At 75.7% G+C, this 19,236-nt stretch carries 9 protein-coding genes; 6 read left to right on the forward strand and 3 right to left on the reverse strand.

The features are described 5' to 3' along the window. The first annotated feature begins 5 nt into the window (after positions 1-5). The 3 genes from ACGFYU_RS11620 (at position 6) to ACGFYU_RS11630 (ending at position 3,055) form a co-directional block, all read left to right on the forward strand. Positions 6-194, forward strand: a complete 189-nt coding sequence (locus ACGFYU_RS11620; RefSeq protein ID WP_393827077.1) for a hypothetical protein — start codon at positions 6-8, stop codon at positions 192-194. Positions 195-309: 115 nt separating this feature from the next. After that, positions 310-1,920, forward strand: coding sequence for a molybdopterin-dependent oxidoreductase (locus tag ACGFYU_RS11625; protein WP_393827078.1), 1,611 nt, complete (start codon positions 310-312; stop codon positions 1,918-1,920). A gap of 67 nt (positions 1,921-1,987) precedes the next feature. Then, positions 1,988-3,055 carry an alpha/beta hydrolase gene (locus tag ACGFYU_RS11630; RefSeq protein ID WP_393827079.1) on the forward strand — a complete coding sequence of 356 codons (1,068 nt, stop codon included), beginning with the start codon at positions 1,988-1,990 and terminating at the stop codon, positions 3,053-3,055. 6 nt (positions 3,056-3,061) lie between these two features. On the opposite strand, the gene ACGFYU_RS11635 is transcribed toward ACGFYU_RS11630, so the two are convergent. From ACGFYU_RS11635 to ACGFYU_RS11645, 3 genes are all read right to left on the reverse strand, one after another. After that, complete coding sequence (locus tag ACGFYU_RS11635; RefSeq protein ID WP_393827080.1) at positions 3,062-4,309, reverse strand: cytochrome P450; 1,248 nt, start codon at positions 4,307-4,309, stop codon at positions 3,062-3,064. Positions 4,310-4,393: 84 nt separating this feature from the next. Continuing rightward, positions 4,394-5,698: a putative Ig domain-containing protein gene (locus tag ACGFYU_RS11640; protein WP_393827081.1), complete on the reverse strand. Its 1,305-nt coding sequence runs from the start codon at positions 5,696-5,698 to the stop codon at positions 4,394-4,396. Positions 5,699-5,788: 90 nt separating this feature from the next. Next, positions 5,789-6,682 (reverse strand): LysR family transcriptional regulator, encoded by an 894-nt coding sequence (locus ACGFYU_RS11645; RefSeq protein ID WP_393827082.1) that lies wholly within the window; start codon positions 6,680-6,682, stop codon positions 5,789-5,791. A gap of 478 nt (positions 6,683-7,160) precedes the next feature. Here ACGFYU_RS11645 and ACGFYU_RS11650 point away from each other — a divergent pair, with 478 nt between their 5' ends. The 3 genes from ACGFYU_RS11650 to ACGFYU_RS11660 are packed head-to-tail and all read left to right on the forward strand — an operon-like array spanning position 7,161 to position 19,228. Beyond that, on the forward strand, positions 7,161-14,084 hold the full coding sequence (locus ACGFYU_RS11650) for an SDR family NAD(P)-dependent oxidoreductase (protein WP_393827083.1): 6,924 nt from the start codon (positions 7,161-7,163) through the stop codon (positions 14,082-14,084). Then, positions 14,077-18,672, forward strand: coding sequence for a beta-ketoacyl synthase N-terminal-like domain-containing protein (locus ACGFYU_RS11655; protein WP_393827084.1), 4,596 nt, complete (start codon positions 14,077-14,079; stop codon positions 18,670-18,672). Before ACGFYU_RS11650 ends, ACGFYU_RS11655 begins: the two co-directional genes overlap by 8 nt. After that, complete coding sequence (locus ACGFYU_RS11660; RefSeq protein WP_393827085.1) at positions 18,662-19,228, forward strand: hypothetical protein; 567 nt, start codon at positions 18,662-18,664, stop codon at positions 19,226-19,228. Before ACGFYU_RS11655 ends, ACGFYU_RS11660 begins: the two co-directional genes overlap by 11 nt. The last annotated feature ends 8 nt before the right edge of the window (positions 19,229-19,236 follow it).

Consider the following 19,236-nt stretch of genomic DNA (forward strand, 5'->3'; position numbering starts at 1 on the left):
GGGACATGTCCGAGACGGAACAGGAGCAGCCCTCAGCCGCGCTGCTCGCCGAGGTGGTGGAACTCCGCAAACGGCGGGCGATCCCGCATCCCGACTGGAGCGCGGGACCCAGGGACGACCGGGCCGTGGCCGTGGACGAGACGGCTCCGGCGCCACCCCGGCCACGCCCGCCGACGGACGGATCCCCCGCCTAGGTCGTCCCGGTGGGCGCGGTGGGCGCGGTCAGGGGCACCCTGGAACCGGCGGGAGGTCGGCGGGGCCGGCCTCGAAGCCGCCCAGCCCGGGCCGGACCCAAGGACGGTGACCCGCATGGACCGAGCGGAGGGGCCACCCCGGCCGCCTCAGCACCCCCGGCACCCCCGGCACCCCCTCGGCGCAGCCGTCGCCGGAGTGGTCGCGGCGTGCGCCGGGCTGGCCCTCGCCGAGCTGGCCGCGGCCGCCGTCCGCCCGGAGGCGTCCCCGCTCACGGCGGTCGGCGGGGCCGTGGTCGACCGTACGCCCGCGGCCGTCAAGGAGTGGGCCATCCAGCAGTTCGGCACCGCCGACAAGCTGGTGCTCACCCTCGGCATCGTCGCCCTCCTCGGCGCCGTCGCCGTCGGGGCCGGACTGCTCGCCGCCCGCCGGCTCCCCGCCGGAATGGCCCTCGCCGGCGGGTTCGGGGCACTGGGCATGGCCGCCGCGCTCAGCCGGCCGGAGGCGACCTGGCGGGACGCCCTGCCCTCCCTGGTCGGCGGGGCGACCGCCGCCGGGGTGCTGTATCTGCTGGTCAGGGCCTTGCGCCGACCGCGACCTGCCGGGACACCGGTCGGCGGTGCCTGGGCGATGGACCGCCGCGGCTTCGGCCGCCTGGTGGCCGCCACCCTGGCGGTATCGGCCGCGGCCGGATACGCCGGACGCCGCCTGGGCGCCTACGGCTCCGCCGGTGCGACCGCCTCCCGGGCCGGATTCCGCCTCCCCCCGCCCGCCGTGCCGGCCCCGCCCGTACCCGCCGGAGCGCAGCTGCGGGTCCCGGGCATCTCCCCCTTCATCACCCCGAACGGGGACTTCTACCGCGTGGACACCGCCCTCGTCGTCCCCCGGGTGGACGCGGACACCTGGCGGCTGCGCATCCACGGCGAGGGCGTCGCGAAGCCCCTCACCCTCGATCTGCGGGAGTTGCTCGCCCGCCCCCTCGTCGAGCACGACATCACCCTGTGCTGCGTGTCCAACGAGGTCGGGGGCCCGTACGCGGGCAACGCCCGCTGGCTCGGCGTCCGCCTCGCGGACCTGCTCCGCGAGGCCGGGGTACGGCCGCCGTCGCAGGGCGGTCCCGCCGACCAGCTCGTCGCCCGTTCGGTGGACGGCATGACGCTGGGCACGCCCGTCGAGACGGTGATGGACGGCCGGGACGCGCTGCTGGCGGTCGGCATGAACGGCGAGCCGCTGCCCTTCGCGCACGGCTTCCCCGTCCGGATGGTCGTACCGGGCCTGTACGGATACGTGTCCGCCTGCAAATGGCTGCGCGAGCTGCGGCTGACCACCTTCGCCGCCTACGACGCGTACTGGGTGCGCCGGTCGTGGGCGGCCATGGGCCCGGTCAAGACGCAGACCCGGATCGACACCCCGCGTGCGAGCGCCGCGCTGGTGCCCGGCCGGGTGCCGGTCGCCGGCGTGGCGTGGGCGCAGCACCGGGGGATCGCCCGAGTGGAGGTACGGGTCGACGGCGGTCCGTGGCAGGAGGCGCGGCTCGGGGACGCGGACGGAGTCGACACCTGGCGCCAGTGGGTGTGGTCGTGGGAGGCGACGGCGGGCCGGCACACCCTGCAGGTCCGCGCCACGGACGGCACGGGCGCCGTCCAGACGGGGGAACGCACCGGAACCCTGCCCGACGGGGCGACCGGCTGGCACACGGTGACCGTACGGGTCGGGTCGGGTCCCTGAGGGCGCGACCGACGGATTGACGTGACAATCGGACACCAGCCGCACATTCACGTCAGGAGCCGGCGCCGTGGAGCTGACCAGTACGTCGTTCCTCGTCACACTGATCGTCGTCACCGCGCTCGCCATGCTCGCCGCGCTGCTCCTGTGGAACCGGATCCCGGGCCCGGGATGGGTGCGCTGGCCGGCGCGGGTGCTGATGATCGGGCTCTGCCAGCTCACCGCCATCTGCGTGGTGGCCACCTGGATCAACGGCAGTTACGGGCTCTACTCCTCCTGGGACGACCTCCTCGGCACCGACGCCGGGCAGGAGGCGGGCTCGATGACCGGACCGCCGCCGGGCCGGGCCAGGTTCACGCAGAACGGCGACGGCACCCGCAGCACCTACTTCCGGGGCTCGCACTCGAAGCTCGCGGGGCAGGTCACGGTGTGGACTCCCCCGGAGTACGACGCGCCGGGCGCGGACCGGACCCGTTTCCCGGTGCTGACGCTGCTGCACGGCTATCCGGGCACGCCCCGTACGTGGGTCGACCTCGGGAACATGCCGGGCGCGCTGAACGACCTGGTGCAGCTGGGCGCCGCGCACCCCTTCATCGTGGTGATGCCGGAGATCTATCCGGGCGGGGTGAACACCGACTGCAGCAACACCCCGCAGCGCAAGATCGCCGACTGGCTGGCGCAGGACGTGCCGGAGCTGGTCGCGCGGAACTTCCGTACGCTGCCCGAACCGGCCGGCTGGGGGCTGATGGGCGTGTCCACCGGGGGTTTCTGCGCGGCCAAACTGCCGTTGCAGTACCCGAAGGTGTTCCGGGCGGGCGCGGCCCTGGACCCGGATCCGCTGACCGGCGATCCGGAGGTGCTGGCCGACCGCGCCCTGCGCGAGCGCAACAGCCCGATGTGGCTGGTCGAGCACACGAGGAAGGCGGACGTCGGGCTGTTCCTGGCCACCTCGGCTCAGGACAAGGACAGTCCGCCCCGGCAGCTGGAGGACTTCGCCAGAGCAGCGGCCGGCAGCGGGGTCCGGGTCAAGACGCTCGTCCGCCCGGAGGGCGGGCACAACTTCCAGACCTGGATCGGGATGTACCCGGACGCGCTGGGCTGGCTGAGCACGGAGCTCTCGCCGCCCAGCCCGAAGTAGGCGCCGCTACTTCCCTGCCAGGCGGACCGGCAGCGACGACACGTTGTTGCTGATGAAGCTCCGCTGGTGCGGGACCTCGGCCTCGGGAACGGCGAGGTCCAGGTCCGGGTAGCGGGCGAAGAGCCGCTCCAGGGCGATGGTGGCCTCCAGCCGGGCCAGCGGGGCGCCCATGCAGTAGTGCGCGCCGTGCCCGAAGGAGAGGCTGCGGGCGGCCGTGGGGCGGGTGATGTCGAAGCGGTCGGCGTCCGGGCCGTGGAAGGCCTCGTCGCGGCCGGCCGCGCTGTATCCGGCGAGCACCGGGGTGCCCTGCGGGATGACCGTTCCTTCGACGTCGAGGTCGCGGGTGGGGTAGCGGAAGGGGAACCAGCTGACCGGGGAGTCCCAGCGCAGGGTCTCGTCCACCACGTCCGTCCAGGTCGCCTTGGAGTCCAGGACGAGGGCCAGCTGGTCGCGGTGGGCGCACAGGGCGCGGACCGCGTTGGTGATCAGGTTGAGGGTGGTCTCGTGGCCCGCGACGAGCATCAGCCGCATGGTGCCGATGAGTTCGGCCTCACTGAGCCGGTCTCCGTCCTCCTCGCGGGCGGCGATCAGGGCGCTGGTGAGGTCCTCCCCGGGCGACTCGCGGCGGGCGGCCGCGATGACCCCGATCAGGGCGACGAGCTCCTGGAGGGCGGCCATCTTCTCGGCCGGGGTGACGTCGGTGGCGATGATGACCGTGTTGGTCAGGCGGTGCAGGCGGTCCCGGTGCTCGGGGTCCACGCCGAGCAGCTCGCAGATGACGCTCATCGGGAGCGGGAGGGCGAAGTGCGTGTGCAGGTCGGCGACCCCGTCGGGGGCTTCGGCCGCCGCCCGCCCGAGGTCGTCGAGCAGCTCAGCCGCCAGCTCCTCGACGCGCGGCCGCAGCCTTTCCACCTGGCGGGCCGTGAAGGCCTTGCCGACCAGCGAGCGGAGCCGGCGGTGGTCGGCGTCGTCGGAGGTGTGCATGCCCTGGGCGTTGGCGAAGACGCGCAGCGGCCAGTCCGGCGGGATGGTGCCGTCGTGCAGGGCCGGGAAGTGCCGGGCGTCCTTGGCCACGTCGGGGTGGGCGAGGAACTCCTTCAGCGCGTCGTGCCCCAGGACGACCGCGCCGGGCACTCCGCCGGGGAGTACGACCTCGGCCACCGGGCCCTGGGCGCGCAGCCGGGCGTTCAGCGCGTGCGGGCAGCCGCCCACCGGGTCGATGACGTGCGGGGCGGGTGAAGTGTGGGACGACAAGCCGGATCTCCTGACCTGATGAACGAAGCTCGGTCAACAGTGCGGCCTCGGGGGCGGGTTGTACAAGCCCGCCCCCTGCCCGTCTCAGAACCAGTTGACGGTCAGCGCGAAGGAGGTGCCGGCGGTGGCTCCGGCGGAGTCGGTCGCGGTGGCCGTGACCTGGACCGTTCCGCTGCTCCAGGGCTTGCCGGTGATACGTCCGGAGGCGGCGTCGAGGGTCAGGCCCCAGGGCAGGCCGGAGGCGGCGTACCGGACGGGCGGCTTGCCGCCGGTGGTGGTCAGCTGGATGGTGCAGGACTGGTTGAACTTGCACGTCTGCGGGCCGGGGTTGCTGAACTTCAGGTCACTGGGAGTGGGGGTGGGAGTCGGCGTGGGAGTCGGAGTGGGAGTCGGGGTCGGCGTAGGAGTCGGCGTGGGGGTGGGTGTCGGGGTCGGTGTCGGCGTCGGCGTCGGCGTCGGTGTCGTGCCGCAGCCCGGCGTGGCCTCCGGTGGCAGCGGCACCCGCCAGATCTGGGTGTCGTTCTCCGACCCGACGAGCAGGTTCGCGCAGTCGGCGTACGTGACCGTCTCGCCCTGCGACTGGGCGGGCAGGGCCACGTCAGCGAGCTTGGTCCCCGCCGTGTCGTACACGGACGCCGTATTGGCACCCAGCGGTCCGCCGCTGCGCAGGGTGTACGAGGCGCCCGTCGGCGAGAAGGCCCCGTCGGTGGCGAACACCGGGCCGGGCCGCACGGCGGTGAGGGTGTTGACCTGCCCGGTCACGGGCGGGAGCGGGGCCTGGTAGAGCTGGCCCGCGGCTCCGATGAGCTTGCTCGCGATGTAGAGCCGGCCGGTGACGGGGTCGGCGAGCAGGGACTCGGCGTCGTGTTTGCCGTCGGCGTAGGCGAAGCGGTACGTCGTGGGCGTCACGGTGGCGTTGGCGAGCTGCGTGGGCTCGGCGAAACCGTGGACGGTGATCTCGGCGCGGCCGCTGAAGTTGTCGCCGATGTCGCCGACCAGGATCACCGGGCCGCCCGAGGCGTCCTTGCCGATCGCCAGGCCCTCCCAGTCGGTGTTGCCGACCCCGGAGACGGTGAGGGTGGCCTTGAGTACGCCGGTGGGGCCGCTGCAGTCGATCGCGAAGACCTGGTTGGTGTTCCCGCTGTCGTTGACGGCGTAGAAGACGCCCGGGTGTCGGCGGCTCATCGCGAGCCCGCTGAGCTCGGCCAGGCCACCGGGCAGGGTGCACTTCTTCTCCGGTGCCAGGGCGGCGGCCGCGGGGGCGGCCGGGACCGCGGCCGCGGCCGGGGAGGCGGTCGCGCCGGCCATCCAGGCCACCGCGGGCAGGATCGTGGCGAGGACCGCGGTCGCGAGGGCGGCGGCCCGTGGAGCTGTCAGGAGTCGGGACATGCGGACCATGTGAGGCGGCATCGGCCGACGACACCAGGCCCAACCACCCCCCGTTCGAGCATCGTTCAATGCCGTCCCGGCATGCCCCGCTCAGCGCACCGGCTCCCGGACGGGCGCCTTGCGGCCGGCGTGCGCGATGAAGGCGCGGGCCGCGCGGCTCAGCGGCCGGCGGGCGTGCGCGATGCCCACGGGGCGCAGCAGGGGCGGGGTGAAGGAGCGGATCTCCGCCCTGCTGCCGAAGGCCCGGGAGACCACGTCCCGGTACCAGATGAGGGAGCCGCGGCCGTCGGTCACCCCCGTCACCCAGCCGAGGCGCTCGTCGACCTCCAGGGAGGGCACGGGGCGTACGCCCAGGCAGCTGAACATGGCCTCCATCTCGGTGCGCCGGCCGGTGCCCGGGGTGGGCAGCACCATCGGGAGCCCGTCGAGCATGCGCAGCGGCACGGGGTGCGGCAGCCGGGAGCCGATCGGCGAGATCAGCACCACCTCGCGCTCCTGGATGTGGTGGGTGGAGAGCTCGCTGTCGACGGGCAGGTCGACGAGGGCCAACTCGGCGCGCCCTTGGTTGAGTTCCTGGACGAGGGCTTCGCGGCTGTCGTGCTGCTGGAGCCGGACGTCCACGCCGGGATGCCGCTCGGTGAAGGCGGCGACCAGGTCGGTGGCCAGGTCGAGGGCGAGGGTGGGGGTGGTGACGAGGGTGAGGGCGCCCCGGGAGTCCCTGCCGTGCGGGGTGCCGATGTCGTCTATGGCCTCGACCGCGTTGAGTACGGTGCGGGCCAGCCGGACGACCCGGGCCCCTTCCGGTGTGAGGTCCACCCCCCTTCCCCGGCGGGCGAGGAGTTCGACGCCCAGGTCGCGCTCCATGGCCTGGACGGCCCGGGAGAGGGCGGACTGCGCGACGAAGACGGAGGCAGCGGCGCCGGTGATGGACCGGCAGTCGGCGACGGCGACGAGGTAGCGGAGTTGCGCGAGTGTGGGGGTCATGACCGGACGGTAACGGCGTGAGGTTGTACCCGTAAGGGCCCGACGGATGAACAACTGTCCGAGTATGGATGGGAGTTCATGCCGGGTCGGCGGCTAGACATGCCGGTGCGGCATGAGCCCCCATGGATCCGCCACGTCGGCCCGCGCATCCGGGTCGGCCCACCCGAGGGGGAATCGCCGCAGGTCACCGGCGCGGCGGGGGTGTTCCGCCGGTCGGCCCGGGGCGGGCTCCGGGTGGTCTGCGGACTCCGCGGGAGCGAAGGATCGTACTCCGTATGGCTGTTGACAGTGCGAGGCGCCCCCCGCACGATGCATCGCGGCGTCCGGGTGTTTGATCGTCGTTCAAGCCCGCCCCGCCGATCGGCCGGACGTCCTGCCGGTGCGCGCGTGCGCCGCCCGGACCGCAGCTCCCCTCGCTCTCCCCCGTTCTTCCGCCCTGTATTGCGCCATGTCACACAGCACTGGAAGAGGAGCGCCCGTGACCCCCCAGCCCCCGCAGTCCGCCCCCGCCGCCCGCGATCTGGTCGTCGCGGTCAGCCCGTTCGAGGAGCCACACCCGCGGATCGTGACCGCCGCCGAGCGCGCCGGGGCCCTCGGGCTGCTCGACCTCGGCCGGGACGCGGCCGCCGCGCGGCGCGCCTTCGCGGAGCTGGCCCGCCGGCTCGGCGACGGCCGCTACGGGGTGCGGGTGCCCGTGGGCTGCCCGACCGGGCCGGGGGAGCTGCCGCCCGCCGTGAACACCGTGCTGCTGGCCGATCCCACGGCGCACACCGCGGGGCAGGTGGCCGCCTGGGCCGCGGCGGCCGGCCTGCCCCGGGTGTGGGCCGAGGTCACCGGCCCGGCGGAGGCCGCGGCCGCCGTGGCCGCCGGCGCGGGGGCGCTCGTCGCCAAGGGCCACGAAGCCGGCGGCCGGGTGGGCGGGACCACCACCTTCGTCCTGCTCCAGCAGCTGCTCGCCGACCCCGGGCCCGGGGTGCCCGTACGGGCCTACGGCGGGATCGGGCCGCACACGGCGGCCGCGGCCGTCGCGGGCGGCGCCGCCGGGGTGCTGCTCGACGTACAACTCGCCCTGACGGCGGAGGGCGAGGAGGCACTGCCCATGGAAGTGGCGGCCGCACTACGTGTGATGGACGGCTCGGAAACCCGACTGCTCGACGGGCACCGGGTGTTCACGCGTCCGGACCTGCCCCCGCCGCCGGAGGGCCCGGTCGCCGCGCTGCTCGGCGCCCGGGACCTGCGGACGCAGCTGCTGCCCGTCGGGCAGGACGGGGCGGTGGCGGCCCGGCTGGCCGCCCGCCACCGGACCACCGGCGGGGTGCTCCAGGCCGTGCGGGAGGCCATCACCGGGCACCTGGCCGCCGCCGTACGGGCCCGGCCGCTGGACCGGGCGCTGCCCGTCGCCCAGGGGCCGATGACCCGGGTGAGCGACCAGGCGGCCTTCGCCGAGGCGGTGGCCGCTGCGGGCGGGGTCCCGTACCTGGCGCTCGCGGTCATGGAGGGCCGGGACGTCCGCCGGCTCCTCACCGAAAGCGCCGAGCGGCTCGGGGACCGCCCCTGGGGGGTGGGCCTGCTCGGCTTCGCCCCGCCCGAGCTGCGCCGGGAGCAGCTGGCGGCCGTGGCCGAGGCCCGCCCCCCGTACGCGATCATCGCGGGCGGCACCCCGGCGCAGGCGGCGCCGCTGGAGGGGGCCGGGATCCGGACCCATCTGCACGTGCCGTCGCCGGGGCTGCTGGAGCGGTATCTCGCCGAGGGGGCGCGGCGGTTCGTGTTCGAGGGCCTGGAGTGCGGGGGGCACGTCGGGCCCCGGGCCTCCTTCCCGCTCTGGGAGGAGCAGATCGAACGGCTGCTGTCCTGCCCCGAACCGGAGTCCCTGGACGTGCTGTTCGCGGGCGGCATCCACGACGAGCGCTCCGCCGCGATGGCGGTGGCGGCCGCGGCGCCGCTGGCCGAGCGGGGGGCGCGGATCGGGGTGCTGATGGGCACGGCGTACCTCTTCACGAAGGAGGCGGTGGCGGCGGGGGCGGTCCGTCCGGTGTTCCAGCGGGCGGCGGTGGAGTGCGCGGACACCGTGCTGCTGCACACCGCCCCCGGCCACGCGACCCGCTGCGCGGCCACCCCGTACGCCGAGACCTTCGAGGCCACCCGCCACCGCCTCACGGCCGCCGGGCTCGCCCCCCGCGACATCTGGGCGCAACTGGAACACCTCAACCTGGGCCGCCTCCGCCTGGCCTCGAAGGGCCTGCGCCGGGCCTCCGCCGAGCCGGACACCGCGGACGGCACCTCCGGCGAGACGGCCGCCCAGGCAGAGCACCCGGCGCGGCCGGAGGGGGACGCCGGGCGGGAGCCGGTCGGGGCGCCGGGCGCCCCGGCCGGGGCCCCGCTGGTGGCCGTCGGCGAGGAGGAGCAGTACGCGGAGGGGCTGTTCATGCTCGGGCAGGCCGCGACGCTGCGGGACGGGACCACCACCGTGGCCGCGCTGCACGCGCAGGTGACCGAGGGGGCGACGCGGTTCCTGGAGCGGCGGGCCCGGGAGCTCACCGCGCCGGCGGCGGAGACGAAGCCCGCCGCCGATCCGCTGGACATCGCCATCGTCGGGATGGCCTGCGCCTACCCCGGGGCACCCGACCTCGCCGCCTACTGGGCGCGGATCCTGGCCGGGACGGACGCCGTGACCGAGGTGCCGGCCGAGCGCTGGGACCCGGCGCTCTACTACGACGCCGACCCGGCCCGGGCGGGCGAGCGCACGCCCTCCCGCTGGGGCGGCTTCCTCGACCCCGTGCCCTTCGACGCCCTGGCGCACGGCATCCCGCCCGCCTCGCTCGCCGGGATCGAGCCGGTCCAGCTGCTGGCCCTGGAAATCTCCGCACGGGCCCTGGCGGACGCGGGCTACGGCCGGGACCGGGAGTTCGACCGCTCCCGGACCTCGGTGGTCTTCGGCGCCGAGGCCGGTACCGAACTGGCGGGCGCGTACGGGCTGCGCGCACTGCTCCCGGCCTACCTGGGCGAACTCCCGTCCGCCCTGGACGGGCAACTGCCGCGGCTCACCGAGGATTCCTTCCCCGGCATCCTCGCCAACGTCATCGCGGGCCGGGTAGCCAACCGCCTCGACCTCGGCGGCGCGAACTGCACGGTCGACGCCGCCTGCGCCTCCTCCCTCGCCGCCCTCGACCTCGCCTGCCGCCAACTGCGCGATGGCGACAGCGACATGGTGATCTGCGGCGGCGCCGACGTCCACAACGGCATCAACGACTACCTGATGTTCTCCTCGGTCCGCGCCCTGTCGCCCACCGGCCGCTGCCGGCCCTTCGACGCCGCCGCCGACGGAATCGCACTCGGTGAGGGCGTCGGCGCGCTCGTCCTCAAGCGGCTCGCGGACGCCGAGCGGGCCGGCGACCGGGTGTACGCCGTGGTCAAGGCCGTCGGCGCGGCCAGCGACGGCCGCTCCCTGGGCCTGACCGCACCCCGACCGGAAGGCCAGCTCCGCGCCCTGGAGCGGGCCTACGCCCGGGCCGGCGTCACCCCCGCCGAGGTGGGCCTGATCGAGGCGCACGGCACCGGCACGGTGGTGGGAGACAGCACCGAACTGACCGTCCTCACCGACCTGTTCACCGCCTCCGGCGCCGCACCGGGATCCTGCGCCCTGGGCTCGGTGAAATCACAGCTCGGGCACACCAAGTGCGCGGCCGGCCTGGCCGGACTGATCAAGGCGGCCCGGGCCGTCCACTCCGGCGTGCGGCCGCCCACCCTGAACCTCGACACGCCGAACCCGGCCTGGCAGGCGGAGGCCAGCCCCTTCTCCTTCGACACGGAGGCCCGTCCCTGGGCCGCGCCCCCGCGCCAACGCGTCGCGGGCGTGAGCGCCTTCGGCTTCGGGGGCACCAACTACCACGCGGTGCTGGCCGGTTACGAGGAGGAGCCCCGGCACGGCCTGGAGGAATGGCCCGCCGAGCTGTTCTGCTTCCGGGGCGAGGACCTCCGGGCAGCCGAACGGGCGATGGCCCGACTCGCGGCCCGTCTGGAGGAGAACGACGCGGCCGGCCGCCCCTGGCCGCTGCGCGACCTCGCGGCGGAAACCGCCACCGGCAACGGGCCGATCCGGGTCGCGATCGTGGCCGCCGACCCGGACGAACTCGCGACCCGGCTGGAACAGGCCCGGACGTTCGCCCCCGGCCCGGGTGTCCACGTACGGGAGGAATCGGCCGATCCGGGCCGAGTGGCCTTCCTCTTCCCTGGCCAGGGCAGCCAACGCCCCGGAATGCTCGCGGAGTTGTTCACGGCCTTCCCCTCACTGCGCAGCCTCCTGGACGAGGCCCCCGCCACCGTGGTCAAGGCGATGTTCCCCCCGGCGGCCTTCACCACGGAACACCGGTCGGCCCGGCGGAAGGCGCTCACCGACACCCGGATGGCCCAGCCCGCCCTGGGCCTGGCCGGAGCCGCCGCGCACACCCTCCTCACCCGACTCGGCGTGCGCCCGGACTCCGTGGCCGGACACTCCTACGGAGAACTCACCGCCCTCTGGGCGGCCGGCGCGTACGACACGCAGAGCCTGCTGCGCCTGAGCGCCCGCCGGGCCGAGGCGATCATGACGGCCGCCGGGGCAGACCCCGGTTCGATGGCGGCGGTCTCGGCCGCGCCCGAAGAGGTGGAGGAGATCGCGGCCCGCGCGGGCTGTGTGGTGGCGAACCACAACGCGCCCCGCCAGTGCGTGATTTCGGGACCCACCGCCTCCGTGACCGCGGCGCTTGCGGCGCTGCGGGAGGCGGGGCTGTCGGCGGAACCGATCCCGGTGGCATGCGCCTTCCACAGCGCGGTCGTGGCGGACGCGGCCGCGACGCTCGCGACGGAACTGGCCGGTACGGCGGTGGCCGACCCCGCCGTACCGGTCTGGTCGAACACCACGGCCGCCCCCTATCCACCCGGCCCCGATGCCGTACGAGGCCTTGCCGCACGCCAGGTCGCGGAGCCGGTCCGCTTCGTGGAGCAGGTGGAGGCCATGTACGCATCCGGCGTCCGCACCTTCGTGGAGGCCGGGCCCGGCCGGGTCCTGACGGGCCTGATCGGCCGGATCCTCCACGACCGCCCCCACACGGCGGTGCCGCTGGACGTACCCGGAGAGCACGGCCTCACCCGCCTGGTCACGGCCCTGGCGGAACTCGCGGCCGCCGGAGTGCCCGTCGCGCCCGAGGCCCTGTTCCGCGGCCGAACCACCCGCCTCCCGGAGCGGGCCCCGAACCGCCCGGGCTGGCTGGTGGACGGCCACCTGGTCCGCACCGCGACCGGCACTCCGGTCCCCGGCGGCCTCCAACCCCCCACCCGCGTGGCCCTCTCCGCCCCCACCTCCAACCGGCGGGAGGAGACGGTCCTCGAATACCTCCGGGGCACCCGCGAACTGGTGGAGGCCCAACGGGACGTCCTGCTCGGCTACCTGGACGTACGCCACGGCGGTTCCGGCGGGGACGGGGGTGTGGCGGGGCGCCCCCGCAGGGCGCCGGACACGGTGCCGCAGCCTCTCTCCGGCCCCTGGCCTAGTTCGGCGCCCGAGGAGGCGCCGCGGCGCGCGACCGGCCCCGTCGGTGCCGGCCCGACCGGTGCCGGCCGATCCGCCGAGTCGCTCATGGACGCGGTCCTGGAGATCGTCCACACCCGCACCGGCTACCCCCGGGACATGCTCGACCCCCAACTGGACCTGGAGGCGGACCTGTCCATCGACTCCATCAAGCGCGTCGAGATCATCGCCGCCCTGGCCGACCGCATCGACCTCCCCCAGGACCAGGACGGCTCCGCCGTAGAGGAGCTGTCCCGCCTCAAGACCCTGCGCGGAATCGTGGACTGGCTGGTGTCCCACGCGCCGGGCGCCCCCGCCGAAACAGCCCCGACGGCCGCCGCCCTGTCCGAAACCGCCCCGACAGCCGCCGCCCCCGCCGGAACCGCCCCGTCGGCCGCCGCCCCGGCGGGCACGGCCCCGCTGGTCCGACTCCGCATCGACCTCCTGCCCACCCCGGCACCCGCCCCCGACCCGGCGGCCCTGCGCGGCCTCCGCATCGGGATCGTCGAGGACGCCCAGGCCGTCTCCCGCGCCCTCGCCACCGCCCTCCGCGCCCAGGGCGCCGAGGTTCGGCTCCTGCCCGAGGCGGAGCCCGGCTTCGACGGCATCGTCGACCTGTCCGCACTGCGCCCGGGAGCCGACCCGGTCCTCCCCGACGCCTTCCCCGGCCTGCAACGCGCCCTGACCGCCGGCCTGCCCAGGCTGCTCCTCGTCACCACACCCGGAACCCCCGGAACGGGCCTGCACGGCTTCGCCCGCAGCGCCGCCCTGGAATTCCCCGGCACGCTGATCCGCGCGGTGGAGTTCCACCCCAAGACGGACCCGGAGCAGGTAGCGGCCCACCTCCTCGCAGAACTGAGCCACGCCGCGAGCGACCCTGACGACGGAAGCACCGGAAGCTCCGGCACCCGACCCTCGGTCGGCTACGCCGCAAACGGCACCCGCTTCACCCGCCACCCCGCCCCCACCCCCCTGCACCCGACCGACGGCCCCCCGCCCCTGCCCCCCGGCTCCGTCGTCCTCCTCACCGGTGGCGCCCGGGGCATCACCGCCCGCACCGCCCTCGCCCTGGCCCACGCCACCGGCTGCCACATCGAGCTGATCGGCCGCACCCCCGAACCACCCGAGCACGCCGACGAGTTCGCCCACGCCCAGGACCGCGTGGCACTGCGCGCCGCGCTGATCGCCGCAGGCCTCCGCACCCCCGCCGAGATCGAGGCGTCGGCCTCGCGGATCCTCGCCGAGCGCGAGGTACGGGCCACCCTCACCTCGCTCGCGGGCGCGGCGGCCTCCGTGCGCTACCACTGCGCGGACGTCACCGACGAGCAGGCCGTACGAGCCGTCGTGGCCGATGTCCGGGCACGCCACGGCCGGCTCGACGGGATCGTGCACGGCGCCGGGATCCTGCGCGACGGCCTGCTGCGCGACAAGCAACTGGCCGACTTCGCCGAGGTGTTCACCACGAAGGTGGCCGGTGCCCGCCACCTGGCGGCCGCGGCCGCCGAGCACGGGTCGGGCCCCGCTCCCCGCTTCCTGGCCCTGTTCGGCAGCGTCGCCGGCGTGTACGGCAACCGCGGCCAGACCGACTACGCCGCGGCCAACGACGCCCTCGACCGCCTGGCCCACACCTGGGCGGAGTCCTTCCCGGGCCGGGTGCTGGCCGTGGACTGGGGTCCCTGGGCGGCGGAGGCCGGCGGCATGGTGACCCCGGAGCTGGAGCGCGCGTACGCCCGGCGCGGCATCCCGCTCATCACCCCGGAGTCCGGCACCGCCGCGTTCCTCGCCGAACTCGCGCACGGGACCGACGTACAGGTGGTCCTGATGGCCTCCGCGGAGGAGGGCGGCCGGGATGAGTGAGCGGCTGCGGCGCGGCCCGCGTCCCACCGACGCGGCGATCGTCGGCATGGGCGCCGTCTTCCCGGGCGCCGCCGACCTGGCCTCCTACCGGCGCAACCTCCTCGCCGGTACGGACTCCATCGGCGACGTGCCGCCCGGGCGCTGGGATCCCGAGGTGTACTACGACCCGGACGGCGCCACCGGACCGGTGGCCGGCGACCGGTTCTACTGCCGGCGCGGCGGCTTCGTCGACGGGCTGGCCGCCTTCGACCCGACCCGGTTCGGGATCATGCCGGCCGCCGTGGAGGGGGCGGAGCCGGATCAGATGCTGGCCCTGCACGCGACGGCGGCGGCCATCGCGGACGCGGGCGGCGAGGACCGGCTGCCGGCCGACCGCTCCCGGATCGGGGTGGTACTGGGGCGCGGCGGGTTCATGGGCGTGGCCACGGCCCGGCTGGACCAACGGGTCCGTACCGCCCACCAGTTGGCGCAGACCCTGCGGGAGCTCGCGCCGGAGCTCGGCGAGCGGCGGATCGCGCAGGTGCGTTCGGCGTTCCAGGACGCGCTGGGGCCGGAGCGGCCGGACGCGTCGATCGGGCTCGTGCCGAGTTTCACCGCCGCCCGCACCGCGAACCGGCTGGACTTCCGCGGCCCCGCCTACACCCTGGACGCGGCCTGCGCCTCCTCCCTGCTGGCCGTGGACCAGGCGGTGGGACTGCTGGCGGGCGGCCGCTGTGACGCGGTGGTCGCCGGGGCCGTGCACCACTGCCACATCGCCACCCTGTGGAGCGTGTTCACGCAGCTGCGGGCGCTGAGCCCGAGCGAGCGGATCCGCCCCTTCGACCGCCGGGCCGACGGGACCCTGCTGTCCGAGGGCACCGGTGTGGTGCTGCTGAAGCGGCTGGCGGACGCGGAGCGCGACGGCGACCGCGTCTACGCGGTGATCCGCGGGACGGGGGTGGCCGGGGACGGCCGGGCGGCGAGCCTGATGAGTCCGCTGGTCGCGGGCCAGGTACGGGCCCTGGAGCGGGCCTGGCGGGAGGCCGGCCTGGACCCGCGGGCGCCCGGCGCGCTGGGACTGCTGGAGGCGCACGGTACGGGCACACCCGTCGGGGACGCCGCCGAACTGGACACCCTGGCCCAGGTGTTCGGCCCGCCGGAGCCGAGCGGAACGGGCCTCGGCAGCGGAATCGGCAACGGCTTCGACATCGGCTTCGGCTCGGTGAAGTCGATGCTCGGCCACACGATGCAGGCCTCCGGCATGGCCGGACTGATCAAGGCCGCCCTGGCGGTGCACGAGGGGGTGCTGCCGCCGACGCTGCACCTGGAGGAACCGCACGCGGACCTGGCCAGGACCCGGATGCGGCCGGTGACGTCCGCCGAGCCGTGGGAGCGCGGCCCGGCCCCCCGCCGCGCCGGGGTCAACGCCTTCGGCTTCGGCGGGATCAACGCCCACGTGGTACTGGAGGAGCCCCCGTCGACCACCGCCCGGCCCGCGGCCGCCCCGGGCCGCAGGTTCCTGCCGCCGGCGGGCTCGGCCGAGCCGGTCGGCGGGCACGGGCGAGGCGACGTACTCCTGCTGGCCGCGGACAGTACGGCGGAGCTGTCGGAGCGGCTGGCGGCCGTAGCCGCGGGTCCCGCCTCCCCGGAGCCCGGCCCCCCGGCACCCGGCTCCCCCGTGTCCGTCCTGGGCGCCGGCCCCTGCCGGGTCGCGGTGCTCGGGCCGACGCCCCAGCGCCTCGCGCTGGCCGCGAAGGTCGTGGCGCGCGGCCGGCCCTGGCGGGGCAGGGGCGACGTGTGGTTCACGCCGGAGCCGCTGGGCGGCCGGGTGGCGTTCCTGTTCCCCGGCCTGGAGCCGGAGTTCACTCCGGTGGTGGACGATGTGGCCGACCGGCTCCGGCTCATCCGCCCCCGCCTCACCCGGGGTGCGTCACTGGTGGAACGGGCCCTGGACGCCCTCGCGACGGGCCGCTTCTTCGCCCGCGTCCTGCCCGGCCTCGGCATCGAGGCCGATGTGCTGGCGGGCCACAGCCTGGGCGAGTGGGCGGCGATGGTGGCCGCCGGCATGTACCCGCAGGAGGCGGCCGACACCTTCCTCGACTCGCTGCGCCCCGGTTCGGTGAAGGTCCCGGACCTCGTGTACGCGGCGCTGGGCTGCGGTGCGCGGCGGGCGGAGGCGGCGCTCCACGGGCTGGACCGGGTGGTGGTCAGCCACGACAACTGCCCGCACCAGTCGGTGATCTGCGGGGATCCGGACCAAGTGGCCGCCGTCGTGGCCCGGTTGCGCGGCGAGGGGGTGATCGGGCAGGAGCTGCCGTTCCGTTCGGGCTTCCACACTCCGATGTGGAAGCCGTACCTCGGCCAGGTCCGCGCCGCCTTCGCGCGGCTGCCGCTGCGGCCCGGCGCCGTCCCGGTCTGGTCGGCGACCACGTGCGCGCCGTTCCCCCACGCTCCGCAGCAGGTTCGCGACCTGGTCGTACGGCACCTCCTGGAGCCGGTCCGCTTCCGCGAGCTGACGCTGCGGCTCTACGAGGAGCAGGGCGTCCGGAGCTTCGTCACGCTGGGCCCCGGCAGCCTGCCGGGCTTTGTCGAGGACACCCTGCGCGAACGCCCGCACCTGTCGGTGTCCACCTCCTCCCCCCGCCTGCCCGGCCTGGCCTCCCTGAGCCGGACCTGCGCCGCGCTGTGGGTGGAGGGGCACGCGCCGCGCTGGGAACGGCTGCTCCCCGCCGGGCCTACGCCCGAGGAGGCGGGCACCGAGCCGCCGGTGTCCCCCGCACCCGGCCTGGCCGTCCCGCTGGACCTCGGTTCGCCGCTGGTCCGCCTCGGCGAGGCGGCGCGTACCGCACTCGGCGGCATCCTGCCGGCGGCACCGTCCCCCGGTCGGGCCGCACCGGCCGGCACCCGCCCGGTCCTGCTGTCCACCCTCGACGCGGTCCTCGAAGACACCCGCGCGGCGGTCCGGACCGTCACCGAGGCCTGGTCGGCCGAACGCCCGCCGGAGCCGGTGGGTCCCGGCGCCGACCCAGAGCCCGACGGTTCGGGGAGGGCCACGGGGAACCACACCCTCCGCGTCTCGCTGGCCGCACTGCCCTACGTACGGGACCACTGCGTGTACCTCCAGCCCGAGGACTGGCCGGAGGACTCCGACCGGTTCCCCGTCGTACCCATGACCACCATGCTGGAGCTGGCGGCCGACGCCGCCCGGCGGTACGCCCCGCCCGGCCTGGCCGTCATCGGCCACGAGGACGTGCGGGCCCTGCGCTGGCTCCCCGCGGAACCGGCCCTCGACGTCGAGGTGGCCGTGCGGGGCGACGGGCCCGGCCGGTACCGCGTCGCACTCGGGGAGTTCGCCTCGGTGGTCGTCCTGCTCGGCGAGCGGTACGGGCCGCCGCCCGCGCCCGACACCACGCCCCTGCGCGACCCACGGCCCGCCCCCGTCAGCGCCGAGGCCCTCTACCGCGACCGGTGGATGTTCCACGGGCCCCGCTTCGCGGCCGTGCACGAGGTGCGCACCGTCGGATCGGACGGCATCCAGGGGGTGCTGCGGGCGCTCCCCGACCCGGGGGCACTGCTCGACGCCGCCGGCCAGCTGTTCGGGCACTGGATGCAGCTGCGCCTGCCGGTGGACCGGCTGGTGTTCCCGGCCACCGTGGACCGCGTCCGGTACTCCGGGCCCCCGCCCGCCCCGCGGGAGCTCGTCTCCGCCACCGCCCGGATCCGCGAGGTCCACGACGTCACCGTGCGCGGCGACGTCGAGCTGCGCCGGGCCGACGGCGAGGTGTGGGCGCGGATCGAGGGGTGGACGTACCGCCGGTTCGGCGCCGACGAGCGGGTCTGGCCGATGAAGTTCACCCCGGAGGTGTGCGGCATCGGCGAACCGCAGCCCGCCGGCTGGTGCCTGGCCCGGCGCCGCTGGTCCGATCCCGCCTCCCAGGAGCTGGTGATGCGCCGCTACCTGGGCGCCGCCGAACGGGCGGTCTACGAGCGGCTGTCGCCGCGCGCCCGGGCGCCCTGGCTGCTGGGCCGGATCGCCGCCAAGGACGCCCTGCGCCAACTGCTGTGGGACGGCGGCGCCGGGCCCGTCTTCCCCGCGGAGGTGCCCGTCGGCAACGACCCCGCCGGGCGCCCCGTGCCCGAGGGCCCGCTCGCCCGCGGCTTCCGCCTGAGCATCGCCCACAAGGACCGGATCGCGGTCGCCCTCGCCCACCGCGACCGGGCGGTCGGGATCGACGTGGAGCCGGTGACCGCCGACCCGGACGCGCTGATCCGCATCGCGCTCGGGCCGGACGAACTCCGGCTGGCCGAGGCGCTCGCCGCCCGCGAGGGCACCGGCCTGCCGGTCGCGCTCACCGCCCTGTGGTGTGCCAAGGAGGCCGCCGCCAAGGCGCAGGGCAGCGGGCTCGGCGGGCGGCCGCGGGATTGGCGGGTGACCGGCGACCCGGACTCCGGCGGCCTGCTGGTGCGGTCCCCCGCCGGGCACCCGTACGCCGTCGACACCACCCTGCTCGGCACCGAGCCGCTCGACCACGTCGTCGCCTGGACCGCCCACGGCGCGGCGGTTCCCCCCGTCCCCTTCCACCTCACGGAGACACGTCATGGCAACTGACATCCTCGCCGAGATCACCGGCATGCTGGTGGAGATCGTCGGCGACGCATACCTCCTCGCGGAGGAGGTCACGATGAAGACGACGTTCAACGAGGATCTCGCCCTGGAGAGCATCGAGTTCGTCGCTCTCGCCGAGCTGCTCCACCACCGCTACGGCGCCGAGGTGGACCTGATGGGCTTCCTGGCGGAGAAGGACATGGACGCCATCCTCGCCATGTCCGTGGGTGAACTCGTCACCCACATCGGCCGGGTCACGCACGCCTCCCTCGCCCGGGCGGCGGCCGGTTCGGCGGGCCTGGTCGGCTCAGCCACCTCGGCCACGCGCCCCATCGCGACCTCGGCCGGCGCGGCCGGCGCGGCCGGCGCGGCCACCTCGGCGACACGCCCCATCGCGACCTCGGCCACCTCGGCCGGCGCGGCAGACTCGGCCACCTCGGCCACGCGCCCCGCCGCGACCTCGGCCAGCGCGGCCGGCGCGGCCACCTCGGCGACCCAGGCCACCCCTCCCACCCCGACCACCACGGCGCCGGCGGCAGCCTCCGCCGCGGCCGGCTGAGCCCCCGC

The organism is Streptomyces sp. NPDC048337 (assembly GCF_043201175.1).
GTDB lineage: Bacteria > Actinomycetota > Actinomycetes > Streptomycetales > Streptomycetaceae > Streptomyces.